The sequence below is a fragment of the Paenibacillus sp. MMO-177 genome (genome assembly GCF_037147795.1).
Classification (GTDB): Bacteria; Bacillota; Bacilli; order Paenibacillales; family Paenibacillaceae; genus Pristimantibacillus.
Genome location: NZ_JBBCUR010000008.1, coordinates 143,089 through 169,526 on the forward strand (window position 1 = coordinate 143,089; position 26,438 = coordinate 169,526).

Annotated in this window: 23 protein-coding genes and 2 riboswitches; of the genes, 3 read left to right on the forward strand and 20 right to left on the reverse strand. The window is 52.4% G+C overall.

The window, feature by feature from the left end:
- Positions 1-99: 99 nt before the first annotated feature.
- The 11 genes from purH to purE form a co-directional block, all read right to left on the reverse strand.
- Entirely contained in the window at positions 100-1,650 is a 1,551-nt protein-coding gene (purH, locus tag WFK81_RS23425; protein WP_336788933.1) for a bifunctional phosphoribosylaminoimidazolecarboxamide formyltransferase/IMP cyclohydrolase, read from the reverse strand.
- A 32-nt stretch (positions 1,651-1,682) separates the two neighbouring features.
- Positions 1,683-2,294, reverse strand: a complete 612-nt coding sequence (purN, locus tag WFK81_RS23430) for a phosphoribosylglycinamide formyltransferase (protein WP_336788934.1) — start codon at positions 2,292-2,294, stop codon at positions 1,683-1,685.
- On the reverse strand, positions 2,294-3,337 hold the full coding sequence (gene purM, locus WFK81_RS23435) for a phosphoribosylformylglycinamidine cyclo-ligase (RefSeq protein WP_127496239.1): 1,044 nt from the start codon (positions 3,335-3,337) through the stop codon (positions 2,294-2,296). The genes purN and purM overlap by 1 nt, the downstream gene beginning before the upstream one ends.
- A gap of 24 nt (positions 3,338-3,361) precedes the next feature.
- Complete coding sequence (gene purF / locus WFK81_RS23440) at positions 3,362-4,840, reverse strand: amidophosphoribosyltransferase (protein ID WP_336788936.1); 1,479 nt, start codon at positions 4,838-4,840, stop codon at positions 3,362-3,364.
- Positions 4,825-7,068 carry a phosphoribosylformylglycinamidine synthase subunit PurL gene (gene purL / locus WFK81_RS23445; protein WP_336788938.1) on the reverse strand — a complete coding sequence of 748 codons (2,244 nt, stop codon included), beginning with the start codon at positions 7,066-7,068 and terminating at the stop codon, positions 4,825-4,827. Before purL ends, purF begins: the two co-directional genes overlap by 16 nt.
- Entirely contained in the window at positions 7,046-7,741 is a 696-nt protein-coding gene (purQ, locus tag WFK81_RS23450) for a phosphoribosylformylglycinamidine synthase subunit PurQ (protein WP_015842491.1), read from the reverse strand. Before purQ ends, purL begins: the two co-directional genes overlap by 23 nt.
- Before the next feature lie 3 nt (positions 7,742-7,744).
- Positions 7,745-7,987: a phosphoribosylformylglycinamidine synthase subunit PurS gene (purS, locus tag WFK81_RS23455; RefSeq protein WP_015842490.1), complete on the reverse strand. Its 243-nt coding sequence runs from the start codon at positions 7,985-7,987 to the stop codon at positions 7,745-7,747.
- Between the two features lie 365 nt (positions 7,988-8,352).
- On the reverse strand, positions 8,353-9,252 hold the full coding sequence (locus tag WFK81_RS23460) for a phosphoribosylaminoimidazolesuccinocarboxamide synthase (RefSeq protein ID WP_336788939.1): 900 nt from the start codon (positions 9,250-9,252) through the stop codon (positions 8,353-8,355).
- A 24-nt stretch (positions 9,253-9,276) separates the two neighbouring features.
- Positions 9,277-10,572, reverse strand: coding sequence for an adenylosuccinate lyase (gene purB / locus WFK81_RS23465; RefSeq protein WP_132310158.1), 1,296 nt, complete (start codon positions 10,570-10,572; stop codon positions 9,277-9,279).
- 7 nt (positions 10,573-10,579) lie between these two features.
- The gene (gene purK, locus WFK81_RS23470; RefSeq protein WP_336788940.1) at positions 10,580-11,746 is read right to left on the reverse strand and encodes a 5-(carboxyamino)imidazole ribonucleotide synthase; all 1,167 of its coding nucleotides are present in this window, start codon (positions 11,744-11,746) and stop codon (positions 10,580-10,582) included.
- Complete coding sequence (gene purE, locus WFK81_RS23475; protein WP_336776147.1) at positions 11,743-12,228, reverse strand: 5-(carboxyamino)imidazole ribonucleotide mutase; 486 nt, start codon at positions 12,226-12,228, stop codon at positions 11,743-11,745. Before purE ends, purK begins: the two co-directional genes overlap by 4 nt.
- Before the next feature lie 189 nt (positions 12,229-12,417).
- Positions 12,418-12,518: riboswitch (purine riboswitch) on the reverse strand.
- A gap of 253 nt (positions 12,519-12,771) precedes the next feature.
- Here purE and WFK81_RS23480 point away from each other — a divergent pair.
- Positions 12,772-14,058: a LysM peptidoglycan-binding domain-containing protein gene (locus tag WFK81_RS23480; protein ID WP_336788941.1), complete on the forward strand. Its 1,287-nt coding sequence runs from the start codon at positions 12,772-12,774 to the stop codon at positions 14,056-14,058.
- 241 nt (positions 14,059-14,299) lie between these two features.
- On the opposite strand, the gene WFK81_RS23485 is transcribed toward WFK81_RS23480, so the two are convergent.
- From WFK81_RS23485 to msrB, 5 genes are all read right to left on the reverse strand, one after another.
- A complete protein-coding gene (locus WFK81_RS23485; RefSeq protein ID WP_336788942.1) occupies positions 14,300-15,817 on the reverse strand; it encodes a DHA2 family efflux MFS transporter permease subunit in 1,518 nt (505 codons plus the stop codon).
- A 47-nt stretch (positions 15,818-15,864) separates the two neighbouring features.
- Positions 15,865-16,299 (reverse strand): MarR family winged helix-turn-helix transcriptional regulator, encoded by a 435-nt coding sequence (locus WFK81_RS23490; protein WP_336788944.1) that lies wholly within the window; start codon positions 16,297-16,299, stop codon positions 15,865-15,867.
- Positions 16,300-16,435: 136 nt separating this feature from the next.
- Positions 16,436-16,882: a MarR family winged helix-turn-helix transcriptional regulator gene (locus tag WFK81_RS23495; RefSeq protein WP_336788946.1), complete on the reverse strand. Its 447-nt coding sequence runs from the start codon at positions 16,880-16,882 to the stop codon at positions 16,436-16,438.
- 189 nt (positions 16,883-17,071) lie between these two features.
- A complete protein-coding gene (locus WFK81_RS23500) occupies positions 17,072-17,644 on the reverse strand; it encodes a nitroreductase family protein (protein ID WP_336788948.1) in 573 nt (190 codons plus the stop codon).
- A gap of 113 nt (positions 17,645-17,757) precedes the next feature.
- A complete protein-coding gene (msrB, locus tag WFK81_RS23505; protein WP_336788950.1) occupies positions 17,758-18,717 on the reverse strand; it encodes a peptide-methionine (R)-S-oxide reductase MsrB in 960 nt (319 codons plus the stop codon).
- Positions 18,718-19,042: 325 nt separating this feature from the next.
- Here msrB and WFK81_RS23510 point away from each other — a divergent pair, with 325 nt between their 5' ends.
- Together WFK81_RS23510 and WFK81_RS23515 are read left to right on the forward strand one after the other, a co-directional pair.
- Complete coding sequence (locus WFK81_RS23510; protein WP_336788952.1) at positions 19,043-19,468, forward strand: hypothetical protein; 426 nt, start codon at positions 19,043-19,045, stop codon at positions 19,466-19,468.
- Positions 19,465-20,538, forward strand: coding sequence for a phosphodiester glycosidase family protein (locus WFK81_RS23515; protein WP_336788953.1), 1,074 nt, complete (start codon positions 19,465-19,467; stop codon positions 20,536-20,538). The genes WFK81_RS23510 and WFK81_RS23515 overlap by 4 nt, the downstream gene beginning before the upstream one ends.
- A 493-nt stretch (positions 20,539-21,031) precedes the next feature.
- Here WFK81_RS23515 and WFK81_RS23520 read toward each other — a convergent pair whose 3' ends face one another.
- The 4 genes from WFK81_RS23520 to WFK81_RS23535 all read right to left on the reverse strand — a co-directional run bounded on the left by WFK81_RS23520 (position 21,032) and on the right by WFK81_RS23535 (position 26,288).
- Positions 21,032-22,417, reverse strand: coding sequence for an NCS2 family permease (locus WFK81_RS23520; protein ID WP_336788955.1), 1,386 nt, complete (start codon positions 22,415-22,417; stop codon positions 21,032-21,034).
- 151 nt (positions 22,418-22,568) lie between these two features.
- Positions 22,569-22,669, reverse strand: a riboswitch (purine riboswitch).
- 221 nt (positions 22,670-22,890) lie between these two features.
- Entirely contained in the window at positions 22,891-24,204 is a 1,314-nt protein-coding gene (locus WFK81_RS23525) for a 6-phospho-beta-glucosidase (protein ID WP_336788957.1), read from the reverse strand.
- Positions 24,205-24,352: 148 nt separating this feature from the next.
- Complete coding sequence (locus WFK81_RS23530; protein WP_336788959.1) at positions 24,353-25,315, reverse strand: N-acetylglucosamine kinase; 963 nt, start codon at positions 25,313-25,315, stop codon at positions 24,353-24,355.
- A 115-nt stretch (positions 25,316-25,430) separates the two neighbouring features.
- A complete protein-coding gene (locus WFK81_RS23535; RefSeq protein ID WP_336788960.1) occupies positions 25,431-26,288 on the reverse strand; it encodes an AraC family transcriptional regulator in 858 nt (285 codons plus the stop codon).
- Positions 26,289-26,438 lie beyond the last annotated feature (150 nt).

A 26,438-nucleotide genomic window follows, 5' to 3' on the forward strand; every position in this document is an offset into this window, starting at 1 on the left:
TTTACCCCCTGGTCGAATGGATCAAATTATGGCTAAAAGCGAAGCAATCCCGCCGCGCCTCGAAAGAGACGCGGCAAGACGCTCCGCTGTCATCAAATCTTAGTGTTTGAAATGGCGAACGCCCGTCATCACCATGGCGATGTTATGCGCATTCGCTGCCGCGATCGACTCTTCGTCCTTGATCGAACCGCCTGTTTGGATGATGGCGGTAATGCCGTGTTTTGCGGCCAGCTCAACCGTATCGCCCATTGGGAAGAACGCATCGGAAGCGAGTACCGCTCCCGCAGCTTGCTCGCCCGCTTGCTCGATGGCAATACGCGCTGCGCCAACGCGGTTCATTTGACCCGCGCCTACGCCGATGGTCATGTTGTTTTTCGCCAGCAAAATCGCGTTCGATTTCACATGCTTCACAACTTTCCAGCCGAACAGCAATTGTTTAAGCTCTTCTTCCGTCGGCTTGCGGTTCGTAACGAACTGCAGATCCGCTTCGGTCAGGCTGCGAACGTCGCTCTCTTGGACAAGCAAGCCGCCGTCAACCGTTGTCGACAGCCAGTCGGATTTGCGTTCAGCCGCGGAACCGGCCAGCTCGCCCAGCTTCAGAAGACGGATATTTTTCTTCTTCGTCAGCACTTCCAGCGCTTCAGGCGTGAAGTCCGGCGCAATGATGATTTCGAGGAAGATTTGGCTCAGCAGCTCGGCCGTCTCAACGCCGATCGTACGGTTCGCCGCAACGATACCGCCGAAGATGGAAGTAGGGTCAGCCGCGTATGCTTTTTGGTACGCTTCATGGATGTCAGCGCCGATGCCAACGCCGCATGGATTCATATGCTTCACGGCTACGCAGGCCGGCTCGTCGAATTCCTTGACGATCGCAAGTGCCGCGTTCGCGTCGTTAATGTTGTTGTAGGACAATTCTTTGCCGTGCAGCTGCTCAGCCGTTGTGATGTTGCCGACAGGAGCAAGCGGTTTGCTGTAAAACGCCGCTTTCTGATGCGGGTTCTCGCCGTAACGCAGATCCTGCACTTTCTCGTAAGTAACCGTGTAAGACTCAGGCAGCTCTTCGCCGACTTGCTTGGTCAGGTAGTCCGCAATCAGCGCATCGTAGGCAGCTGTGTGGCGGAATACTTTTGCCGTCAGGCGTTTGCGTGTTTCCAGCGTGGTGTCGCCGCCGGCTTTAATCTCTTCAATGACAGCCGCATAATCGTTAGCATCAACAACGACCGTTACGAATGCATGGTTTTTCGCAGCCGAACGAAGCATAGTAGGACCGCCGATATCGATGTTCTCGATTGCGTCCTCATATTCCACGTTAGGGTTTGCGATGGTTTGCTTGAACGGGTACAGGTTAACGACCACAAGGTCGATGTAATCCAGGCCAAGCTCCTGCATAACCTTTTGATGCTCTTCATTGTCGCGGATCGCCAGCAGTCCGCTATGAACCGCAGGGTGAAGAGTTTTAACGCGGCCGTCCAAAATTTCAGGGAAGCCTGTTACGTCGGAAATGCCGATAACCGGAATGCCTTCCTTCTCCAGCAGGTTAAACGTACCGCCCGTCGAGATGATTTGCACGCCTTGAGCTGCCAGCTCACGAGAAAATTCAACAATGCCAGTCTTGTCCGATACACTAATTAACGCTCTACGAATTGCCACGCGAAATTGCCTCCTCAAAATAGGTACTTATATTAATACTTAACCGTAACGATACGATCTTCCAGAGTTACGCGTCCCTCTGCAATGGACTGCACAACCCGGGGTAGCAGCTGCTGCTCGGCTGCGTGAATCCGCTCGCCAAGTGTGTCCTCCGTGTCGCCGTTTTGCACTTCAACAACGCTTTGCGCAATAATCGGTCCGCTGTCCATTCCCCCGTCCACGTAATGAACGGTAACTCCCGTCACCTTCACGCCGTATTCCAGCGCTTGTCCGATTCCGTTTACGCCGGGGAAAGAAGGCAGCAAAGCGGGATGGATATTAATCATGCGGCCGTAATAAGGCTCAACGAGCACGGAAGTAATAATGCGCATGTAACCCGCAAGCACAACCAGCTCAATGCCGCGGCGCTGAAGCTCCGCGAGAATTTCCGTTTCGTAAGCCTGGCGGGACGGATACTCCTTGGGAACAAACAAAAAAGTATCAATCCCTGCCTTGCGAGCCCGTTCAACAACCGGCGCCGCAGGCTTATCACAAACAAGAAGCTCGATGGTTGCATCGAGCCTTTCTTGCTGCACCGCATCGGCCAGGGCCTGGAAGTTCGTTCCTTGCCCTGACGCGAAGACGGCTATTCGGAGTGTTCCCATTAAACGTCCGCTCCCGTGAACGTAACTACGCGGCTGCCTTCCGTTACTGTTCCGATTCGGTATGCTTTTTCGCCAAGCTCAGTCGCCACTTGAAGGGCCTTCTCCGCTTGATCGGCTGGAACCACTACGACTAACCCGATGCCCATATTAAAGGTTGTGAACATATCGCGGTTCGTGATTGCGCCCTTGTCCTGCATAAGCTGGAAGACAGGCAGAATCGGCCACGAACCGTATTCGATATTCACGTTTACGCCTTCCGGTAGAACGCGCGGGATATTCTCGATAAAGCCGCCGCCCGTAATGTGCGCCATACCTTTTACATTTACTTGCTCAATCAGCTTCAAAGCCGATTTCACATAGATGCGGGTTGGCTCGATCAATACGTCGCCAAGAACCTCATCGTTCAGCTCAGGCAGGCGTTGGTCCAGCGCGTAACCGCACTCTTCGAGAAGAAGACGGCGTACCAGCGAGTAGCCGTTGCTGTGGATGCCGCTCGATGCGAATCCGAGAACAACGTCGCCGGGAGCGATTGTTGTGCCGTCGATAATTTTTTTCTTATCCACTACGCCAACCGTAAAGCCGGCAATATCGTACTCGTCGCCTTGGTACATGCCTGGCATTTCGGCCGTTTCGCCGCCGATCAAGGCGCAGCCTGCTTGCACGCAGCCATCGGAGATGCCTTTGACTACCGCTTCGATTTTTTCCGGAACGACTTTACCGCATGCCAGATAATCGAGGAAGAAGAGAGGCTCGGCGCCTTGTACGATAATATCGTTTACGCACATCGCAACCGCGTCAACGCCAATCGTGTCATGCTTATCCATCAAGAACGCCAGCTTCAGCTTCGTGCCAACGCCGTCCGTTCCCGATACGAGCACAGGCTCCTCGTATTTGTCCTTGTTAAGGCCGAACAATCCGCCAAAGCCGCCGAGATCCGTCAGTACCTCCGGGCGGAACGTTTTCTTAACATGCTTCTTCATCCGTTCGACTGCTTCATTGCCGGCCGCAATGTCGACACCGGCTTTTTTGTACGCTTCTGACACACCAGTCAACCCCTTTTTATACTATTAACAGCTGCAGCTCTTATCCGACTCTTCGTTTACCGGCGTTGGATAATCGTTATCGAAGCAAGCGAGACACATGCCGCGGTTGTACGCGCCGTCATTGCCGCCTACCGATTCGATAAAGCCTTCTTGACTAAGGAAAGATAAAGAGTCCGCATTGATCATTTCGCACATTTCCTGCACCGTTCTCGAAGAAGCAACCAGCTCCTTGCGGTCCGGCGTATCGATGCCGTAGTAGCAAGGGTTCTTGAATGGCGGCGATGTAATTCGCACATGCACTTCCGTCGCGCCCGCTTCTCGAAGCATGTTCACGATCCGGCGGGATGTCGTGCCGCGTACGATCGAGTCGTCGATCATCACGACGCGTTTGCCTTCCACGACCTTGCGCACGGCGGACAGCTTCATCTTAACGCCTTGCTCGCGAAGCTCCTGAGAAGGCTGAATAAAGGTACGGCCCGTATATTTGTTCTTGATTAATCCAAGCTCGTATGGAATACCCGTTTGCTCGGCATAACCGATTGCCGCCGAAATACTCGAATCCGGCACGCCCGTTACGATATCCGCATCCACAAAGGACTCCATCGCAAGCTGTTTACCCATCCGCTTACGTGCGGAATGGATGTTGATTGTATTAATATCGCTGTCCGGACGGGCAAAATAGATGTACTCCATTGCGCAGGTTGCCCGGCGTTCCACTTCCGCGTAACGATCCTCGCGCATGCCGTCCGCGTCAAGGTACAGCAGCTCGCCCGGTTGTACGTCGCGGACGTACTCGGCGCCGATCGATTCGAATGCGCAGGATTCGGAAGAAAAGACATATCCGTCACCCAGTTTGCCCATTACGAGCGGACGAAGACCGTTAGGGTCGGAAGCTACCAGCAGCTTGTCGTTGGTCATGATCAGGAACGCAAAGCCCCCGATAATACGCTGCAGCGCATCCTTCGCCGCTTCCTCGAAGCTCTTAGGCGAACGCGCGATCAAGTGGGCAATAACTTCGGTATCGCTGGAAGTCTGGAAGATCGAGCCTTGGCTCTCCAGCTCCTTGCGGATCTCCGGCGCATTAACGATGTTGCCGTTAGTTGCGACTGCCAGATCTCCGTCCCGATAACGGAAAATAAGCGGCTGCGCATTCGCCAGCTTGCTCTCGCCCGCGGTCGAATAACGAACGTGGCCGATAGCGCGATTGCCGGGAAGCGACTCAATCCGCTCTTTATCGAATACTTCCTTCACAAGTCCCATGCCGCGGTGGTAGGCAAAACGGCTGCCGTTCTCCGTATCCACAGCGCAGATTCCCGCGCTCTCTTCGCCGCGGTGCTGCAGGGCGTGAAGGCCGTAATAGCTGAGGGAGGACGCGTTCGGGACGTTAAAGACCCCAAACACGCCGCACTCCTCGCGCAGTTTATCAAAAATATCGTCACGGCCAATGCCTTCGTTATAATGATTTCCCGTCCACAGCTTCAGCTGTTTTATTTCATCAGACATGGAATCGCATCCTTCCAGACCTTCTCCAGTTGTTGTACCGGTGCGTTTACGCCGGATTTGCCGTTTACGTTGATGGTCAGGCTGCTGCCTTTGACAGTGCCGATTGCCGCATTCACTACGCCTTGCTCGTTCAGATGCGCTTGCAATGCCGCTGCTTTCTCAGGCGTTGCCGAAAGCAGAATACGGGATTGCGATTCGCTGAACAATAGGTGATCCGGACGAAGATCCGTTGCTACGTTTACTTCTGCGCCAATGCCGCCGCTAATTGCGGATTCAGCCAGCGCGACCGCCAGACCGCCTTCGGACAGGTCATGCGCCGAAGCAACCAGACCGCCTTGGATCGCTGTCAGAATAGCGTTCAGCGTTGTCTTCTCCGTTGCCAGATCGATTTGCGGCGGACGTCCTGCCGCCGAGCCGTTCAGAGCGTAGAGCAGCTCGCTGCCGCCAAGCTCCGCTTTCGTCTCGCCGACGAGGATAATAACGTCGCCTTCTTTTTTGAAGCCTTGAGTCGTGATGTGATCCACATCATGCACGAGACCAACCATGCCGATTACCGGAGTAGGGTAGATCGCGCCTTTTGCGTTCTCGTTGTACAAGCTGACGTTGCCGCCGATTACCGGCGTATCAAGCACGCGGCAAGCTTCGGACATGCCGTCTGCAGCTTTCTCGATCTGCCAGAATACTTCCGGCTTCTCCGGGCTGCCGAAGTTCAGGTTGTCCGTAATCGCAAGCGGTTCTGCGCCGGAGCACACGATGTTGCGGGCAGCTTCCGCTACGGCGATCTGGCCGCCTACTTCAGGATCAAGATATACGTAACGTCCGTTGCAGTCCGTCGTCATCGCAAGACCTTTGCGGGTGCCGCGAATCGTAACCACTGCCGCGTCGGAGCCTGGTTGAACGGCCGTCGACGTACGAACCATGTAGTCATATTGGTTATATACCCACTCTTTGCTTGCCACAGTCGGCGAAGCGAGTACTTTTTCAAGAGCGCCGGTAAGATCGGTAATTTCTTCGAAAGCAGCTGCATCCACGCTTGCGTTCTCGCGGTAGTAAGCAGGCTCGGAAGATGGCTTGTTGTATACCGGGCACTCGTCAACGAGAGCTTTAACCGGCATGTCGGCAACTTGCTCGCCTTGGTGGAACAGGCGGAGACGGCCGTCGTCGGTAACTTTTCCGACTTTCTTGCAGATAACGCCCCAACGGTCGAAAATTTCTTGCGCTTGAGCTTCATGCTGAGGCTCAACAACGAACAGCATGCGTTCTTGCGATTCCGACAGCATCATTTCGTAAGGCGTCATGCCTGTTTCGCGCTGCGGAACTTCATCCAGGTACAATTCCAGGCCGTTCCCGGCTTTGGAAGCCATCTCTGCGCTCGAGCAAGTGAGGCCCGCTGCGCCCATATCTTGAATACCGAGTACGATGCCGGAGTTGATCAGCTCAAGCGTAGACTCCATAACGAGCTTCTCCATGAACGGATCGCCGACTTGCACCGCGGTACGTTTTTCTTCGGATTCTTCGGACAGCTCAACCGATGCGAATGTTGCACCATGGATGCCGTCGCGGCCCGTTGCCGGACCAACGTAGAATACCGGGTTGCCAACGCCTTTTGCCACGCCGCGCTGGATTTTGTCATGATCGATAAGACCTACGCACATCGCGTTAACGAGCGGGTTGCCTTCGTAGCTCTCATCGAACATCACTTCGCCTGCAACGGTAGGAATACCGATACAGTTGCCGTAGCCGGCGATGCCGCTTACGACGTTCTCGAACAAGTATTTCACGCGGTCATTTTCCAGCTTGCCGAAACGAAGCGAGTTCAGCAGAGCTACCGGACGAGCGCCCATGGAGAAAATGTCGCGGATAATGCCGCCTACGCCTGTTGCAGCGCCTTGGTAAGGCTCAACCGCAGACGGATGGTTATGCGATTCAATTTTGAATACAACCGCTTGGTTGTCGCCGATATCCACGATACCCGCGCCTTCGCCCGGCCCCATCAGGACGCGAGGGCCGGTGATCGGGAATTTCTTCAGGATTGGCTTGGAGTTCTTGTACGCGCAATGCTCGGACCACATAACGCTGAATACGCCGATTTCCGTATAGTTGGGTGTACGGCCGAGAAAACCGCAGATAAGCTCAAATTCGTAATCCGATACACCGAATTGTTGATAGATCTTTTGCTCGACGATTTGTTCAGGCGTCGGTTCCTTAGCCGTTAATTGCTGCGCCATGTTGTTCCCTCCATGCATTCAAAATCGATGTAAACATCCGTTTGCCGTCTTCCGAGCCGAGGATTTGGTCAACCGCGCGCTCCGGGTGAGGCATCATGCCTACGACATTGCCCTTCTTGTTGCTGATGCCCGCAATGTTCTCTACCGAACCGTTCGGGTTCGTGTCGCCCGCGTAACGGAATACGATCTGGTTGTTCGCTTTCAGCTCAGCCAGCGTTGCGTCGTCGCAATAGTAGTTGCCTTCGCCGTGAGCAATCGGAATATCGATAATCTCGCCTTGCGAGTATTGGTTCGTAAACGCTGTGCCGTTGTTCACTACTTCAAGAAGCTGCTGCTGACAACGGAATTTAAGGCCTGTGTTGCGAATCAGTGCGCCTGGCAGAAGGTTAGCTTCGGTCAGGATTTGGAAACCGTTGCAGATGCCAAGGATGAACTTGCCTTGCTCTGCCGCTTTTACAACTTCGTTCATTACCGGAGCGTAACTAGCCATTGCGCCGCAGCGCAGGTAGTCGCCGTAGGAGAAGCCGCCCGGTACAAGAATCGCGTCATAACCGGAAAGGTCAGTCGCCGTATGCCATACATAATCAACCTCTTGGCCGATTGTATCTTCTACCGCTTTGAAGCAGTCAATGTCACAGTTGGAGCCGGGGAATACGAGAACCGCAAACTTCATCGATTATCCCTCCAATTCAAAACGGAAATCTTCGACTACCGTGTTTGCCAGCAGCTTTTCGCACATAACTTTCACGCGTGCTTCCGCTTCCGCGCGGTCGTTCGTGTCGAGCTGAAGCTCCAGGTATTTGCCGATGCGGACTTTATCCACTTCCGCGAAGCCCATCGTGTGCAGCGAGCCTTGAACGGCTTGACCTTGCGGGTCGAGTACATTTTCTTTAATCGTGACGTAGACTTTTGCTTTCATAGTAGGGCCTCCTGAAAATGGTTTTTCCGGTCGTGAGGTGGGACGTGCTGGCAGCCGTTAGTTCGCTCGGTCGCAAGGGTATCTCTCTACGTCGCTGTTGAAATCGGAAAATTTGATTAGAACCGCTCAGCGGTTATTTTCCGAATTTCAAAGGCGAGCGCTATCGCTCTCCGATAGATACCCTTACTCCCTTACTCCCGGCAGCCGGACTTCCAACACCCTCCCGGGTAGTCGTGTGAGCAGCATTGGGGCGTTAGCGCACTATCGTGCTCAACGCCATAAAAACATAAGAACGTACATCGATATATCAATAAACTAACTAATAAATATATTAATTAACTAATATACAGATAAATAATTGCGATCTATCCGAGCGAACGGCCGGTTAAACGGCTGTAAATGTCGAGGTAACGATTAGTTGTTTCGTTTACGACGGATTCGGGAAGAGGAGCCGGTTTGCTGTCTCTATCCCAGTCGGAGCCGAGAAGGTAAGTACGGACCGGTTCTTTGTCCATGCTGTCGATCTCGATATCGTAAGCGTAGTTGTTCTCCGCCCAGAAACGCGAGGAATCCGGGGTAAAGATCTCGTCGATCAGAATGACTTTGCCGTCGATCAGTCCGAATTCGAATTTGCAGTCGGCAAGGATAATGCCATGCTTCGCGCAATATTCGTGAGCGAATTCGTACAGCTTGATGCTGCGGTCGCGAAGCTCTTCAGCGAGCTCGGCGCCAACCATCTCCTGCATCCGCTCGAACGGAATGTCCTCGTCGTGGCCCACGTCGTTTTTCGCTGCCGGCGTAAAGATCGGCTGAGGGAAGCGCTCGTTCTTGCGCATGCCTTCGGGCAGCTCGATGCCGTTGATCGCGGACGTTTGCTGGTATTGTCTCCAGCCGCCGCCGGTGATATAGCCGCGAACGACGCATTCAATATCGATACGCTCCGCTTTTTTCGTCACCATGATCCGGTCCTTCAGAAGCTCGGGCGCCGTCACGATATCCCCAAGCTTCTCGACGTCCGTGTGTACGACATGGTTCGTCTGAATGCCGGCCGTTTGCTCGAACCAGAAAGCGGACAGGCGGTTCAGCACGTTGCCCTTTTGCGGGACAGCCGGATCCAGCACATAGTCGAATGCCGAGATGCGGTCCGTCACGACGATCAGGTAATGCTCGCCAAGATCGTAAAGCTCGCGGACCTTGCCTTTATACAGCAGCGGAGCTTTGATGTAGTCCGCCGCGGTGGATAAAGCTTGCGATTGTGCAGTCATTCTTCCTCGAATCCCCTTTGCCCTTTAATTCAAGCCAAGACGCGTAAAGATGGTATTCACATGCTTCAAGTGCCAAGCCGGATTGAAAGCATCTTCGATCTCTTCCGCCGACAGAAGGCTAGTAATTTCCGGCGTCGATTCGATAATGTCGCGGAATTGGCGCTGTTCTTCCCACGCCTGCATTGCGCGCGGCTGAACCGTATCGTAAGCTTGCTCGCGGCTGAGGCCTTTGTCGATCAGCTTCGTCATCACGCGGCCGGAGAACGGAACTCCAAACGTGCGCTGCATGTTTTTCTTCATATTTTCAGGGAACACGGTCAGGTTCTGAATGATGTTGCCCAGACGGTTCAGCATGTAGTTCAGAAGCATCGTTGCATCCGGCAAAATAACGCGTTCAGCCGAAGAGTGGCTGATGTCGCGCTCATGCCACAGCGGTACGTTCTCGTAAGCGGTCAGCATGTGGCCGCGGATGACGCGGGACAGGCCGGAGATGTTCTCGCAGCCGATTGGGTTGCGTTTGTGCGGCATTGCGGACGAGCCTTTTTGGCCTTTTGCGAAAGCTTCTTCCACTTCGCGGAATTCGCTCTTCTGCAAAGCGCGGATTTCCGTAGCGAATTTATCAAGCGATGTTGCAACAAGCGCAAGCGTCGCCATGTATTCAGCATGACGGTCACGCTGAAGGGTTTGCGTCGAGATTGGAGCCGGGCTGATGCCGAGCTTTTTGCAAACGAACTCTTCCACGAACGGATCGATGTTTGCGTAAGTACCGACAGCACCGGAAATTTTACCGAATTGAACGCCGTTTGCCGCATGCTCGAAGCGCTCGAGATTGCGTTTCATTTCTTCATGCCACAGCGCCATCTTCAGGCCAAACGTGGTTGGCTCGGCATGAACGCCGTGCGTGCGGCCCATCATAGGCGTATCTTTGTATTGGATCGCTTTCTCGCGAAGGATCGAGATGAAACGTTCGATGTCTTTTTTGAGAATCGCGTTTGCTTGAAGAAGCAGGTAGCCGTTCGCCGTATCGACAACGTCAGTCGAAGTCAGGCCGTAATGAACCCATTTACGCTCCGGACCGACCGTCTCGGATACCGCGCGCGTGAACGCGATGACGTCATGGCGGGTTTCCTGCTCGATTTCGTAAATGCGGTCGATATTGAAAGTAGCGGCTTTGCGAAGCGCTTCTACGTCTTCTCTCGGAATAACGCCAAGCTCAACCCAAGCCTCGCAGGAGCAAAGCTCAACCTCGAGCCATGCCTGGAATTTGTTCTGCTCCGTCCAAATTGCTCTCATTTCCGGTCTGCTGTAACGCTCTAACATGTACCGTTCACACCTTCCAAATAGTTGTCTCTTCTATCCAATCAAGCGCCTGCTGCACATCGCCGGCAAGCACGTTTACATGGCCCATTTTACGTTTGAATACGGCATCCTTCTTGCCATACAGATGAACCTTTGGAGCAACTTTTAATCTGGCCGCCGCTTCATCATGCTTCGCCATTCGCGCAAGCAGCGGCTCTACATGCTGTCCAAGGACGTTCACCATAACAACCGGCGTCAGCAGCCCCGTATCGCCCAGCGGCAGGTTGCATACCGCGCGAACATGCTGTTCGAACTGCGAGGTCCGGCAAGCTTCCATCGTATAGTGGCCGCTGTTATGCGGGCGCGGCGCCAGCTCGTTGACGAACAGCTCCCCATCCGCTGTCAGGAACAGCTCTACGGCAATCAGGCCAACTACGCCAAGCCCTTCCGCGATCTTCATCGCCAGCTTCTCCGCTTCCTGCTGAACGCTTTCCGCAATGCGGGCCGGAACGATCGACAGATGCAAAATATTCTCGACATGAATATTTTCCGCAGCGGGGAACGCTTTTATCTCGCCTTGAGGACTTCTTGCGGCAATAACGGATAATTCTTTGTCAAACTTAATGAATTGCTCCAGCACTAGCTCTACGCCGGCACGGCTTAACGTCTCGTACGCTTCTTCAATTTCGTCAAAGCTCCGAATCACCCATTGCCCTTTGCCGTCATATCCGCCCATTGCCGTCTTCAGCACGCATGGAAGTCCAAACTTCTCGGCCGCGGCGCGAAGCTCTTCGCTGCTCCGGATTTCGCTGTACGGGGCAACCCGTACGCCCGCCGCTTCGATCGCGCGCTTCTCGCGTAGCCGGTGCTGCGTCGTATAGAGCAGCTCGCTGCCCTGCGGCACGTACGATTCCGACATAAGCATCGCCGCCACATTGGCATCGACATTCTCGAACTCGTACGTGATGACGTCCGCCCGGCGCGCCAGCTCGCGAGCCGCTTCGCGGTCGTTGTAAGCAGCGACGATCTGTTCCGCTACTTGTCCGCAAGGCGCGTCGGCTGTCGGGTCAAGCGCTACGAAGCGGTAACCCATCGCGCTGCCTGCGAGCGCCATCATCCGGCCAAGCTGTCCGCCGCCCAGCACGCCAATGGTGCTGCCCGGCAAAAGCGTCCGTTTGTTCTCTTCCATCATCATAATGTCTCACTGCTTTCCAGCACTTCCTGCTTGATCCGCTCGCGCCGCGCTTCCACCCGGGCTTGTACTTCAGGATCAAAAGCACCAAGCATTTGAGCGGCCAGCAGTCCGGCGTTTGTGCCGCCGGCATTGCCGATTGCTACCGTCGCAACCGGAATGCCGCCAGGCATTTGCACGATCGACAGAAGCGAATCAAGGCCGCTCAGATTCGAGGATTTGACTGGCACGCCGATTACCGGCAGAATCGTCTTCGCAGCAACCATGCCCGGCAAATGCGCGGCACCGCCGGCACCCGCAATGATGACTTTAAGACCGCGTTCTGCAGCCGATTCCGCGTATTCGAACATTAAATCCGGTGTCCGGTGAGCGGAAACGACTTTTTTCTCGTAAGGAATTTGCAGCTCTTCTAACACGTCGCAGGCAAGTTTCATTGTATCCCAATCCGACTTGCTGCCCATGATGACGCCTACTTTCGCAGACATGCGTTCAAACCTTCCTTCATCTATAAATTGTGTATATCCCGCGAAACGTAAAAATCCCGCGCCGCAACCATACTTTCTATGGATGCTGCCGGGACCCGAGCAGATGGCAACAGTTGTCTTTACTTCAATCACTAGAATTTCGCAAGTGCAAAGACAGCATAAGGCTGCCCTGTTAAAGGGGCAACCTGTCTATTTGTTCCATCAACTCGTAGTCCGAAAAATATGGTTTTCGGGTAGATACTTTCGGGCCTTTTTCCCGAGGATATACGAGATCTTTCAACCTATTTACGGATCATTCGACGAATGTTCCGCCTTAACCTATTTCAGTTTATCCAATCCCCCTATGTCTGTCAATGAAAAGCGTATAAAATACGAACATTAAAATAATTTAGTTCAAATAAAGTTCGTTTTTGTCTTAAATTGCAAGGATTCCCCTTACCTTTTTCTGCCGTTATCAATTTATTTGACTTGGTTTTAAGTTGGGGGAGCTGCCGAATAGAATAGTAGAGGAAGAATCCGAATCATTAAAGGAGGCGAGAGGCGATGTTGGTCTATACCGTCAAAAGGCAGGATACCGTGCAGAGTCTGGCGCAGCTGTACAGCTTATCCCCCGAAGCTATCCTTGCCGCCAATGGCATGCAGGCAACCGAGCCTCTCGTCGCCGGACAAACGCTCATTATCCCCATTGAGGCTGACAGCCATCAGGTTATTCCGGGAGAAACCTTATGGACGATCTCGCAAAAATACGGTATCACCTTACAAGAGCTGGCCAGAGTTAACCATATCGCCAATCCCGCCCTTATTCTTCCCGGCATGCGGCTCCGCATTCCGAATCCGCGGAAGATGACTATTGAAGCGAACGGCTATGCCGAGCCTGCCGTCTCGGCTGCGGGCATTACCGCCAGCGCGGCTGCGGCGGCCCGACATCTGACCTGCCTTAGCCCCTTCAGTTATCAGGTTAGGCCCGACGGCTCGCTTAGCGCTTTGAATGATTTGCCGACTATTCAGGAAGCCTACCGCGGGCGGGCGGCACCCATGATGGTTATTACGAATTTTGACGGCTATGCGTTCAGCCCAAGCCTGGTCCATTTTATTTTGACGAACGAAGCCGTGAAGGAACGTTTGATCCATGGGATCCTATACGTCATGCGAGTGAATAAATATTGGGCTCTTAATGTAGATTTCGCTTTTATTCCGGCTGCCGACCGCAAGCTGTATCATCAGTTCCTGGAACGGCTTGCCGGCTCTCTTCATGCCATCGGATGCCTCGTCTCCTCTACCCTGCCGCCGGTCAATTCCCCTGATCAGGACGGACAGCTCTTCGAAGGACAGGATTACGCCGAGCACGGCCGGATTATGGATTTTGTTATCCTTATGACTTACGAATGGGGATGGGCGGGCGGACCGCCGATGGCGGTTGCTCCAAAGAATGAAGTGGCCAAAGTGCTGAACTACGCGATATCGCTGATCCCGTCCAGAAAAATCATGCTAGGGATGCCGCTCTACGGTTACGATTGGACACTCCCTTATATCCCGGGTCAGGATTGGGCGATGTCCATCGGTTCGGGCAATGCGGTACGAAGAGCTGCCAGGTATGGCGCGGCTATTCAGTACGATCCAATTTCGGAATCGCCTTATTACGGCTACAGGGATGAGTATGGACGCGACCATCAGGTCTGGTACGAGGATGCGAGGAGCGTGCAGGCGAAGCTTGATTTGGTCAAATGCTATCATCTGCGAGGGGTAAGCGCCTGGGTGCTTGATGTTCCGTTTCCTGCGTTCTGGCAGGTACTTGAGCACAACTTTCATGTATATAAGCCTGTGAAGTAAGTGACGGTAAATGCGTGCAAACTGCCTGATCCGCCTCAGACCCGCCCCGTCCTGGATATCCCTTAACGATGCCGCACATCGTAAAGATGGTCAAAATGCCTTATAACGGAAGCCTTAACGATGCGGCGCATCGTTAAGGCGTTCAGCGATAATGCAAAAACAAACCGGCCGTGCAGAATTAATCTGCACGGCCGCCTTTTATATTCACCTATTGGTGCGCAGCTTGGCGTTTAACCAAACCTTATTTCGATTGGGTAGCGGCAAGCTGAGCTTTCGCTTGACCTTCGGAAGATTCATTTACTACGGTAGCCGGTTCTTCATGCGGTTTTACCTTGCGGATGAAGAAGGCCAACGCGAGTGCCGCAACAGCAAACCAAGTTGCTACAACGAACGAGTGGTTGATACCCACAATCATCGCTTCTTGCGTTACATGCCCCATAGCAACCTTGTCATTAGGATCAATGCCTTGCGATACAATCATGCTCTTCGCTTCGGATGCCGTTTTGTTCGTCATCAGCGTAACGAGGAATGCCGTACCTAACGCGCCTGCTACGTTGCGAAGCGTTTGCGACATCGCCGAGCCATGGGCGTTCAGACGCTGCGGCAGCTGGTTCATGCCCGCAGTCTGAATCGGCATCATCAGCATGGACATACCGAACATCCGCAGGGTATACATCGTAATCAGGAAGCCGTAAGTCGTATGATCCGTCAGTTGACTGAATTCATAAGACGAGTAGACGGTAATAATAAGACCGGCAACCGCCAGCCAGCGCGCACCGACTTTATCGAAGATCATGCCGGTGATTGGCGACATAATCCCCATGAGGATTGCACCCGGCAGCAGAAGCAAACCGGATTTAAGCGGCGTAAAGCCCATAATATTTTGCAAATAAATTGGCAGTAGAATCATACCCGAGAACATCGCCATCGTAATGATTACGTTAATGACAGTCGTCAGGGAGTACATATTGTACTTGAACACGCGCATTTCGAGAATCGGTTTCTTAACAACAAGCTGATACCATACAAAGGAAATCAAGGCAACAACCCCGATGATCAAGCTTGTGTACACGGTTGCGTTGTTCCAGCCGTCCGTACCCGCATCGCTAAAGCCGTACAGCAGGCCGCCAAATCCGAGAGTAGACAAAACAACGGCGAGAAGATCCAGCTTGGATTTGGCTGTCTTAGTGACATTCTTCATCGAAATGGCGCCGTAAACCAGACCAAACAGCGACAGCGGCAATACAATGTAGAACAATACGCGCCAGTCATAATGCTCAACAATCCAGCCCGACAGCGTTGGACCAACAGCCGGTGCGAAGATCATCGCGATCCCCATCATGCCCATTGCCTTGCCGCGTTGCTCAATCGGGAAAATCGTCAGGAAGATGATGGACATCAGCGGCATCAGAATACCTGCGCCCGCTGCCTGAATAATACGTCCTGTAAGCAGGGTTTCAAAGTTTGGCGCCAAGGCGCTGACGATGGTACCTGCCGTAAATAAACTTGTTGCGACGACGAATAATGACCTTGTTGAAAACCGGCTGATCAAATAAGCACTAATTGGAATAAGGACGCCATTGACAAGCAAATAACCGGTGGACAGCCATTGTACCGTATTCGCGCTGACCTTCAGGTCAGTCATGATACTCGGAAGCGCAACGTTAAGGAGCGTCTGGCTCAACAGCGCTACGAAGGCTGCGATAAGCACCGATGCGACGATCGGGCCTCTTTTTAATGCCGCTACAGCATTACTCATAGGGTCTTTCTCTCCTCTTTCTATGTTTGTGTGATTCAAGCTAAATGCTATTTGTTATCCATATTCGCAAGCAGCTGGGTAAAAATTCTCCTCAGATGCTGAATATCTTCTTCAGGCAATACATTGAAAAAGGAGGAAAATGTCTCTTTCTGCGACTCGAGTATGTCGTCAACGACCTCCTTGCCCTTAGCCGTTAATTCAATGTATACGACCCTGCGGTCGTCATTTGCCCTCTCGCGGCTGATCAAATCTTCCGCCACCAGCTTATCGGCGATACCCGTAATAGCACCGGGGGTCAGTCCGAGAATATCGGCAAGTTCGGAAACCTTGAGGGAGCCCGATGTATGGAGGGTAAACAGCAGCTTGAACTGGGTATAGTTCATGCCCGTCATGGTTTTCCGGCTCCATTCGTTGTTTACGTTTTTCAGGAACGTCTTGAATTGTCCCATAAAACCAATCAGCTCTTCATTGGCATTCGTCATTGCCTCTCTCCTTTCCCGCCGATTGCTTGAACCGATAATCCATTAGCATTCAATATTTTAATACTAAATAAATTATTGGCAAAGCATTTACTAATATATATCTTTTTCATGAATCAGTCAATCCGTCCATGCAAAATTATTTTTCCAGCTTGGCTTCATCCATATTGGCCGTCAGCTTCGAGAAAATTCTTCTCAAATGCTGAATATCTTCTTCCGGAAGTCCGTCGAAAAAAGAAGAAAAAATTTCTTCGTGACACTCCATCACCCGGTTTACGAGCTGATCGCCTGCTTGAGTCAAAGCGATCATGACCACTCTCCGGTCATCCGTTGTCCGTTCGCGGCTGATCAAGCCTTCCGCCAGCAGCTTGTCGGCAATTCCTGTGATAGCGCCGGATGTCAATCCAAGCAAATCGGCAAGCTCCGATACTTTCAGGGGACCGGATGAATGAAGCGTGTATAACAGCTTGAACTGCGTCGCGTTCATGCCGACCATCGTCTTCCTGCTCCACTCGTTCGTGACATTCTTCAGAAACAACCGGAACTGGCCAATAAGATTAATCAGCTCTTCGCTGGCATTTGTCATTCCCTCACTCCTTTCAGGTTAGTGCAGTATATTGCCCAAAGCTATTTCATTAACTCTAAATATTTTATCACTAAATTAATTATAAATAAAGTATTCGCGTTGAAAAATTTGTTACGTCTTGTCCGTGTTTATATTTCCCAATTGGGCAACAAAAAAAGCGCCCTTGCGGGCGCCTTGGTTTTCTTAAGATTAAGATTCAAGCCAGGTTGTTTTTTCCGACGCCGGCGTACGCTTTGGTTCCGGCGGAGTCATATCCGGGTAACCCATGTAAACCAGCGCCACGATCTGCTCGTTCTGAGCCAGACCAAACGTATCGTTCATAAGCGGATGGTACATCGGGTCGCCGGAACGCCAGATTGCGCCCAACCCGTTCGCGTGCGCGGCAAGCAGCAAATTCTGAACTGCTGTATGCGATGCGGCAATTTCCTCTACCAGCGTGGCCCGCGGATCAGCGGACGGCGAGCAGACAACCGCAATCACAACCGGCGAACGGTAGGCTTTGACGCGCTCCTTGCGGAGACGCTCTTCCAGCTCGGGGCTTTCCCCTGCCCCAAGCGTTGCAAGCGCCACGCGCGCATAACCTTCGCCAAGCTTGGCGCGGCCGTCGCCCGTCATCACGATAAATCTCCAAGGCTGCGTATTATGGTGGCTTGGCGCCCAGGTTGCGGCTTCCAGCACCTTCTCAATTAGATTACGATCAACCGGATCTTGCTTGACGCGCCCAATGGAGCGTCTCGTTCGAATCGCTTCTTCCATATTCATGGTTTCTCCCCCAATCGTTTATTCAAGTGAAAACCGCTGCGCCGTCCTTAGGAGGAGCAGCTTACGTTTCGCGGATGAAATATAAGCATAGTATAGAGTAAACTTATACTTCCTTATATTTTAAAGTAGTTGACGTACTCGCCATACCCTTCCTTCTCCAGATCCGCTACCGGGATAAACCGGAGCGAAGCGGAGTTAATGCAGTAGCGAAGTCCGTTTGGTCCCGGACCGTCGTCAAATACATGGCCCAGATGGGAATCGCCTTCTTTGCTGCGCACCTCGGTGCGAACCATGAAGTGGCTGGTATCGAGCACCTCGGTAATCGCCGCTTCCTTCACAGGCTTGGTAAAGCTAGGCCAGCCGCATCCGGAATCGTATTTCTCGCGGGAGGTGAAGAGCGGCTCGCCCGAGACGATGTCGACATACAGGCCCTCTTCCTTGTGATCCCAAAACTCGCCCGTGAAAGGACGCTCCGTCGCATTGTTCTGCGTTACTTCATATTGCAGCGGAGTAAGGCGGGAGCGGAGCTCGCCTTCGTCTTTCTTAACCGTCCAATGCTTATTGATGAAAGCATCGCGGCCGGAGCCTTTGCGGTACATTTTATAACGGAACGGATTCGTCCGGTGATACCCTTGATGATAGTCTTCCGCCGGGTAAAACTCCTTAGCCGGCTCAATGGCTGTGACAATCGGCTTGTCGAATCTGCCGCTTGCCGCCAAAGCCGCCTTGGAAGCCTCCGCCTTCTGGCGCTGCTCTTCATTATAATAGAAGATAGCCGTCCGGTAGGATTCCCCGCGGTCATGGAATTGGCCGCCCGCATCGGTCGGATCAATCTGATGCCAGAACACGTCCAGCAGCTTCTCATAGGAATAAATCGACGGATCAAACGTAATATGAACAACTTCCGCATGTCCGGTTGTTTCGGAACACACTTCTTCGTACGTTGGATTTGCTTTATGGCCTCCGGAATAACCCGATACAACGGACAAAATACCCGGTGTTTCTTCAAACGGCGATACCATGCACCAGAAGCATCCTCCGGCGAACATGGCTTGTTCTACAGCTGCGGTCATGTTTCGATTACCTCCTAAAAAGAATTGCGAAGCAATTCTTGCTTCGTAAGCATACGCTTAATGAATTTTCACCCGAATTGCAAATTTTTAAAGCCAATTGTGATAATTCATGCTTCGAAAGCGTGAACTACGCGTAATTGTTATTATTATACCTTATCCTTCAATTCCCACAAAATGATTGGCTCTTTCCCTAGCAATCTTTGTTACAATGTAGTGACAGCCTTAACCTTGGGCATCGTTCGTTCGTCTAACATGATAGACTAGCTTAAATGCTGTTTTTGCAGTCCGTTCACTTCCCCATTAACGGAAAACGAGGTGAACGCCCATGAGCAATACCGCTTTAGAAACAAATGCTTCTTACGAAACGAAATCTCGCAAGGCTACCAAGCAGCGCGCTTTCGTCATCTTTGTATGTGTATGGGTTATTCTGATTGCCGCCGGCATTACCGGTGCGAAGCTATACAGCGAACATGTCCGGAAGCAGATTGCTGCCGACGTGGCACGCCAGACAGCCGCGCAAATTGCCGAGATGCAAAAGCAATACGATGACCGGATTGCCAAAGTGGAAACCGGCTATAAAGAAGAGCTGTCGCAATTGGAATCCAAGGTAGAGGCCCTCAACGAGCTGCTCACCTTCACGAAGGATAATGCTGATGTCAAAACCGATAACAGCAATAAGCTTTACACGCAATTAAACGAAGTGAAAAAGAAGCTGAACGAACTGCAAAAAAATCTGGATGTGCTCAAATGACGTTATCCATCCGAGCACTGAACCGAACGATGCTGCTGGCCTGCACACCGTTTGTCGCGATGCTGTTATGGCTTATGGTCACGAATATTTCCATCGTCCTTCCGGACAACCTTATCCCGGAGGCTAACACTCAGCAAGAAACTGCCGAAGACCATGCGAAATCTGTCGCCAGCGGACTCGACCAGGCCCATCAGACGGCTGCAGCGACAAGCGCCTCCATCAAAAAGCAGCTAAAGCTGTATAACCAGACAAACGCCGATATGAAACAGATCGTCAATACGGCAACCGCCCAGGCTAACCGCCCGTTAGTGATTTACGACAGGATCATTACCGGACGGCTTGGATCACCTTCGGGGACGATCAGCTCGGACAAGCTGACCGCGCAATTATTCTACATAAGAGCCGACAACTTCCAAAGCTATGCGCTGAAGATCAAGCTCAAATCAGGTGACGCGATGAAAATGGTACTCGGCAACGATAAGGTAGGCGGTGCCGAAACAACGCTGGCTGCCGTACAGCGTTACGGCGCCGTGGCCGGCGTGAATGCCGGCGGCTTTGCCGATGGCGGTGGCAAGCGGTACCCGCTCAGCACAACCATTCTGAACGGCGACTATGTAGAAGGCTTCGAGCCAACCCGTGCCGATCTGTTCTTTGTTGGCCTAAACGCCAGCAACAAGCTCGTTGGCGGCAAATTTACAAGCAAGCAGCAGCTGGATAACCTAAACGTCAAATTTGGCGCGTCGTTTGTTCCCGTGCTTCTGAAGAACGGTAATCCTACAACGATACCAAGCAAGTGGCAGAGCAGTCCAACGCGTGCGCCCCGCACCGTTATTGCAAACTACAAGGACGGGCAGCTGCTTATCCTCGTAGCGGACGGCCGCAACGAAGGCGGGAGCTCCGGCGCAACGCTGGCCGAGATGCAAATTCTGCTGCAGCGGTTCGGCGCCGTTGACGGCTACAACCTGGACGGCGGCGGCTCCTCGTCGCTGATCTGGAACGGACGCGTTATTAACAAGCCTTCCGACGGGCAGCTTAGAAAGCTCCCCACGCACTTTTTATTTTTTAAATAATTAGAGGCAAACAAAGAAGTCCGGGTTCAATAAAGCCTGGACTTCTTTGTTTGTCGGCATTTTGTTGTCGGCAACTGCCATTTAAACGCAATAAACTAGAGACCGCTCTTACAATGATGAGGGTGGTCTCTTTTTGCCCCCCCGCAGCCTAGCAAATGGATGCAATAATGAGCCTAGACTCATTATTTATGAGGCTTTCCGCTCTATAGTGCTCCGCAGCAGGACAACCGCTGGACAACAGTAAGGCCAAGCATCACTATTTATGAGGCTCACCGTGCGAATAAGGCGGAGAAGCTCATTAATCCAGCTTTCCGCCTGGGTACAGTACTTTTTACGGCAGATAGCTTCACTATTAATGAACTTTCCCGCCGCTTGCTTTATAGAGCAAGGCGTATAACGTTGCCACCCCTTGACGCCGTTTCGCTCCGGGCAGCAGAAAACAAAAAAGCAGCGCCGGTCCAGCGCTGCTTTTTTGTTTCTTCTATATATAATACTATTCGGTTCCCATGATCACGTAGCGGCCAATGATAAGAATAGCCAGGATCCACATGAGCCAGTGAACTTTGTATTTGCCTTTGTTCGATACGTTCGCGACTGTCGCCAGAACAACGTACGATACGATACCAAACGAGATACCGTTAGCGATGCTGTAAGTGAACGGCATAAGCGCCAGCGTCAGGAACGAAGGAATCGCGTATACCATATCGGAGAAGTCGATTTCCTTCACCGATTGAAGCATCAATACGCCAACGATGATCAATGCTGCGTTAGTTGCAGCCGCAGGAACCAGTGCAACGACCGGCGACAGGAAGATTGCGAGCAAGAAGCATACGCCTGTAGTGATCGAAGTCAGACCTGTACGTCCGCCTTGCGCAACGCCAGCCGAGCTTTCCACGAAAGCCGTTACCGTGCTTGTGCCAAGCAGCGCTCCGCCGCTTACGGCCACGGCGTCAACAAACATCGCTTTACCAACGCGTTTTTTGCCTTCAACCGGATCTTTCATAAAGCCTGCACGGTTCGCTGTACCAACCAGCGTTCCGAATGTATCAAACAGTTCAACGAATGTGAATGTCAGGACGACCGTTACGATACCAACTTCGAATACGCCAGGGAAGTCGAAGTGACCGATGTTCATCGTGGAGAAGTCAGGCACCCACGTTTGATTCGTAAAGGTTTTCTTGAAATCAACTTGACCAAGGATGATCGAAAGCACGGTAGTGCCGAGGATCCCCCACAGAATGGCGCCCGGTACTCGCATAACCATCAGAATACCGATAATGAACAGGGCAACTACGGTCATAATAACCGTTTCGTTTGCGAAGCTGCCGATATGGATAACCGTTTCCGAACCGGAAACATCCGTATAAGCATTTGCTTTAATATCGCCAAAGGCTGTTACGGCAACCGTCATCAGGCCGCTGCCTTTCAAGCCTACAATGGTAATAAACAAACCGATACCAACCGTAATCGCATGCTTCAAGCTGTCCGGTACGGCCGTAATCAGCATTTGACGGATTTGCGTCAGCGTCAGGATGATAAAGATAATACCCGAAATAAATACCGCTGTCAGACCCATAGCAACCGAGATTGGCTTGTCAGTAGCCTGCGAAGCAATAACGGTTGAAGCGAAGTAAGCGTTAAGGCCCATGCCAGGCGCCAAAGCGACCGGGAAGTTAACGAACAAGCCCATTGCAATCGTGAAAATGCCTGCCGCAATTGCCGTTGCCAGGAATACTGCCGTCCAGTCGAGACCCGTTGGCGTCAGGATGATCGGATTGACTGCCAGGATGTAAGCCATCGTCATGAAGGTAGTCAGACCCGCCATAATTTCCGTTCTGAAGTTTGTACCATGTTCCTTGAACTTAAAGAACCGTTCCATTTTCCCATTAACCCCCCAAAAATGTGTACAAGCAACAAAGCCTAGGAAAGATGCGCAAATACGCATTTATCTCCTAGGCTCTGCAAAAAGGGGAAAAGTATACCGCGGACCGAGTCAATGTCATTCCATTAAAATGGAATAACAATGCGCGGCAACTCTTCCACTGTTTCGTAGCCTGATCATTTACGGTGATCGAGTAGAGACTCTCAAGCCAATTCTTGAGATTATACGAAAAGTTATTATTAAATTAGTTGTTATCCGTAAATTAATATAATAAGTAACCTGCAGCTTGTCAATGAATTTTTACGAACGTTCGTCTCAATTTAAAAAGCTAACATTCGTCTTTTACCGAAATACTGGTAGTTCATTCGTCCCGGTTCTGGCATAAAGTTACATCCATGAGCGATTGATGGGGTGTGATGGACAATTGTGCAAACAAAAAAGCCGCAGGAATGCGGCTTTTGAATGATCGTTTAAGCTTTAAAAAAACTTGGCAGGTACTTCTTGTTCGCTTCCAGCATTTCGCCAAGCAGGATTTTGGCGACGGAAACGCTTGGCACCAGGGGATGATGCGCCATGGCCTGGAGCGCAACCCCGCGGTCTCCCGTAACCGCGGCTTCGATGGTAAGCGATTCGTAAGTTTTTACCGCGTGAAGCAGACCCTTGATCTGCTCCGGAACCCGCTGCAGCGGCAATGGAATCGGACCTTGCGCGGTCACCACGCAGTTCACCTCGATGCTCGCATCCTGCGGCAGGAAATCGATGATTCCGCCATTGCGGACGTTCAGCGTCTGGATGTCTCTGCGGTCCGTGTAGAGGGAGTGCATCAAATTTACAGCCGCTTCGGAATAAAAGGCTCCGCCCCGCTTCTCCAGCTGCTTCGGCTTTTCCTTCAGATTTACGTCTTTGTACAGCTCGAACAGCTCTTCCTCCACCCGGCTGACGACATCGGCACGCGTGCCGTCTTTCTCCATAGACTCCTTCATCTCGGCGTACATCGTATCGGTCATGTAGAAGTATCGCAGATAATACGTCGGAAGCGCGCCAAGCGAGCTCAGGAAATCCGGATCCCAATCAAAGGCGGTAACATTCGTAGCGGAGTAGTCTTTTCCCCCGCCAATCATCTCCGGCAGTTTGTCTTCGCCGTTCACGTAGGCGGACGTAATCCAGTGCAGATGGTTGATGCCCGCAAACTCCGGCAGCACTTCGCGCTCCGAGACGCCGTATTGCTTGGCGAGATACTTCTGGAAGTTGATCGGCGAGTTGCATAGCCCGACCGTTTTCACCTTGCTGTGCTTCAGCACCGCTTCCGTCACAATACCGGCCGGATTCGTAAAGTTCAGCATCCACGCATTAGGCGCAAGCTCCTCGATATCCCGGCAAATATCCAATATAACCGGGACCGTCCGAAGCGCCTTGAACATCCCGCCCGGACCTGTCGTCTCCTGGCCGATAACGCCATGCTTGATCGGAATATGCTCATCCCGGCGTCTTGCTTCCAGAAGACCGACGCGCATCTGCGTTGTCACAAAGTCCGCTCCGGCGATCGCTTCGCGGCGGTTCAAGGTCAAGCGCACATCAATGGGCACGCCTGCCTGCTCCACCATCCGCTGCGCCAGCTTTCCGACAATCTCCAGCTTGTGGCGCCCCTCTTCAATATCAACAAGCCACAGCTCGCGAATCGGCATTTCCTCATAGCGTTTAATAAAGCCTTCAACGAGCTCCGGCGTATAAGAGGAGCCTCCTCCAATTACGGCTACCTTTAGTCCTTGTTTGGTTATAGTCATGAGATAGTCTCCTTAAAAGAATGATCCACCCAAACGGCCGTAAAGGCTGTTCGTGATGATTCTTGCTTCGTAAGCATTGGCTCAAGGTGAAACGGCTTCGCCGTCCTTAGGCGAGGCAGCGCGTTTCAATCAGGAGAATTCTAAGAATTTAAAAAGTGATCCGGCGCAATGCCGCATCCGTCTCCGCCGAAATCGTAATGCCGCTGCTGTCCATCGCGCTCATTAACGCTCCAATGACCGGATCGATAGTGAGCTTTACGATGCTTGCATGCGGGGCCGTGGCCGCAACCGATGCTTTGATTGCGTCAACCATATGCGGGGAGCTGCCTTTGGCGAGTACGCTTCCGGTTAAGACCACATCAAAGCTGTCCTGCTCCATGCCAAGCCTTCGAATCAAGGCATTAACGGCATTCCCGTGCTCATGTCCGGCCCCTTCGAGGATCCGGATGGCCACCTTGTCGCCTAGAGAGGCCGCTTCAAACATCGTTAGCGACAGCGACTTTGCTGGACGAACTCCGTTATCGAGCGCATCCTCGTACATCTCCCGGACGGAGGAATACCCCATCTGCCGGGGTACCAGCTCCGTCAGAATGGTTGGGAGCTCCCGTCCCTCCCAGCTACGCACCGCCGAGCGAAAAGCATGAATCGCCAGATCCGTGCCGGAGCCTTGGCCGTCTCCGAACAAATAGCCGAACCCGCCGTACTGCAGCTCTTCGCCCTTGGCATTACGCGCCGCGGCGTTAAAGCCCGTGCCGCTTATAATCACCGCGCCATAGGATTGATGAGTACCCGCACGCATGCCAATCATCGTATCGCAAGCAATGTCGTAACGTGGGAAATTCAGAGATGCGATCATCGGACGGAGAATCGCGTAATCCGGTTCGCGGTCCGCTCCGGCAAGGCCGAAATAGGCAAAGTCGACTTCCTCTTTGGCAACGCCTGCCTGACGAAGCGCCTCCGAACAAGCCCGGTCAATTTCTGTTCTTGCCGCTTCAAAGGCCGTCTGATGATTGCCGTTGCCGCCGCTGCCTCTGCCTAGCACGCGGCCGTTCTCATCCGCAAGCAAAGCATGCGTCTTGCTGCCGCCGGCATCTATTCCAAGAAACAACATCGTAGCCACGCCCCTTACCGCTTTATAAAAGATATATATAGAGAATAAAAGAAAAGAACACCGCTCTTCTACTGACAAAGAACGATGTTCTGATACAATCTTACTGTTTTTGAGATTAGCGATGGGGCCGTAGCTCCGACGGAAGCTTCCCGATATGCTGCTTGAACAGCCTGTTGAAATTCGATAAATTGCGAAATCCGGTAGATTCCGCGATTTCGATAATTTTCTTGTCCGAGGACTCCAGCAGACGAACCGCCGCGGACAGCCTCAGCTGAATCAGATAGTCCATCGGCGAAGTGCCAACCGTCTGGACGAATAAGGCGCTGAAGCGAGACGGACTAAGATGCGCGGCTGTTGCCAGTTCTTTTAACGTCCAGGGGTAGGCAATATCCGCCTCTATGGTGTTTAGCGTTAAGCGTACCGTATCCATTCCCCGGATATGGGACGAACGGCGCTCCTGTTTCTTGGCGAAGTAACGATTGACAAACGCCATAAACTGCACGAGCTGCGACCGGATCACCGCTTCGTAATGCGGCTCCCTGCCGGTAAATTCGCTGCGCATTTCCTCTATCGCCGCACCTAGCCGAGGCAGCATCGGATGACCGCGGTCAAGCAGGTTATCGAATCGCATTCCGATCTCGCGGAAGGGGATCAGAAGCTCGGTATCATAACGCTGCTCCAAGGCAAAATACGCCGGGTCAAACATAATGATCGTCATGACCAGCCCTTCATTCTCGAAGGCACGATGCAGATCATTCGAGTTGATGAGGAGAATATCCCCTTCCCGGAAGTCATACCTCGCACCGTTAATCAGATAGTAGCCGCTTCCCCGGCTAATATAATTAATCTCCAGAGCCGTATGCCAATGCAGCCGCTGAAACAGCGGGCTGACGCCTTCCGACTGCGAGATGACAATGGGAAAAGCCGGCGGCAGCTCAATCAAATCGCGAGAGACGGTAGGGATCGGCTTCATGGCAGTGCCTCCTGGGAGAGTAGTTACAAGTAGTATATTTTACATTCAACTAACATAACAACTCCATCGCCTAACACCCCCTTGATGGTAGGCTTGTACACTTGATCATGCCCCTGCTTCATCTTTGGGCAACACATTTGCAGACTGGTG

Excerpts from the sequence above, each read along its gene's own strand:
- WFK81_RS23530 (WP_336788959.1), bottom strand. The coding sequence starts at position 25,315 with ATGTTGTTTCTTGGAATAGATGCCGGCGGCAGCAAGACGCATGCTTTG.
- WFK81_RS23520 (WP_336788955.1), bottom strand. The coding sequence starts at position 22,417 with ATGGAACGGTTCTTTAAGTTCAAGGAACATGGTACAAACTTCAGAACG.
- WFK81_RS23490 (WP_336788944.1), bottom strand. The coding sequence starts at position 16,299 with ATGACGAATGCCAATGAAGAGCTGATTGGTTTTATGGGACAATTCAAG.
- purL (WP_336788938.1), bottom strand. The coding sequence starts at position 7,068 with ATGGCGCAGCAATTAACGGCTAAGGAACCGACGCCTGAACAAATCGTC.
- purE (WP_336776147.1), bottom strand. The coding sequence starts at position 12,228 with ATGTCTGCGAAAGTAGGCGTCATCATGGGCAGCAAGTCGGATTGGGAT.
- WFK81_RS23515 (WP_336788953.1), top strand. The coding sequence starts at position 19,465 with ATGACGTTATCCATCCGAGCACTGAACCGAACGATGCTGCTGGCCTGC.
- purF (WP_336788936.1), bottom strand. The coding sequence starts at position 4,840 with ATGTCTGATGAAATAAAACAGCTGAAGCTGTGGACGGGAAATCATTAT.
- WFK81_RS23485 (WP_336788942.1), bottom strand. The coding sequence starts at position 15,817 with ATGAGTAATGCTGTAGCGGCATTAAAAAGAGGCCCGATCGTCGCATCG.
- purN (WP_336788934.1), bottom strand. The coding sequence starts at position 2,294 with ATGGGAACACTCCGAATAGCCGTCTTCGCGTCAGGGCAAGGAACGAAC.
- WFK81_RS23480 (WP_336788941.1), top strand. The coding sequence starts at position 12,772 with ATGTTGGTCTATACCGTCAAAAGGCAGGATACCGTGCAGAGTCTGGCG.
- WFK81_RS23495 (WP_336788946.1), bottom strand. The coding sequence starts at position 16,882 with ATGACAAATGCCAGCGAAGAGCTGATTAATCTTATTGGCCAGTTCCGG.
- purS (WP_015842490.1), bottom strand. The coding sequence starts at position 7,987 with ATGAAAGCAAAAGTCTACGTCACGATTAAAGAAAATGTACTCGACCCG.
- purB (WP_132310158.1), bottom strand. The coding sequence starts at position 10,572 with ATGTTAGAGCGTTACAGCAGACCGGAAATGAGAGCAATTTGGACGGAG.
- WFK81_RS23510 (WP_336788952.1), top strand. The coding sequence starts at position 19,043 with ATGAGCAATACCGCTTTAGAAACAAATGCTTCTTACGAAACGAAATCT.
- purQ (WP_015842491.1), bottom strand. The coding sequence starts at position 7,741 with ATGAAGTTTGCGGTTCTCGTATTCCCCGGCTCCAACTGTGACATTGAC.
- WFK81_RS23460 (WP_336788939.1), bottom strand. The coding sequence starts at position 9,252 with ATGACTGCACAATCGCAAGCTTTATCCACCGCGGCGGACTACATCAAA.
- WFK81_RS23500 (WP_336788948.1), bottom strand. The coding sequence starts at position 17,644 with ATGAATATGGAAGAAGCGATTCGAACGAGACGCTCCATTGGGCGCGTC.
- WFK81_RS23535 (WP_336788960.1), bottom strand. The coding sequence starts at position 26,288 with ATGAAGCCGATCCCTACCGTCTCTCGCGATTTGATTGAGCTGCCGCCG.
- msrB (WP_336788950.1), bottom strand. The coding sequence starts at position 18,717 with ATGACCGCAGCTGTAGAACAAGCCATGTTCGCCGGAGGATGCTTCTGG.
- purK (WP_336788940.1), bottom strand. The coding sequence starts at position 11,746 with ATGATGATGGAAGAGAACAAACGGACGCTTTTGCCGGGCAGCACCATT.
- WFK81_RS23525 (WP_336788957.1), bottom strand. The coding sequence starts at position 24,204 with ATGACTATAACCAAACAAGGACTAAAGGTAGCCGTAATTGGAGGAGGC.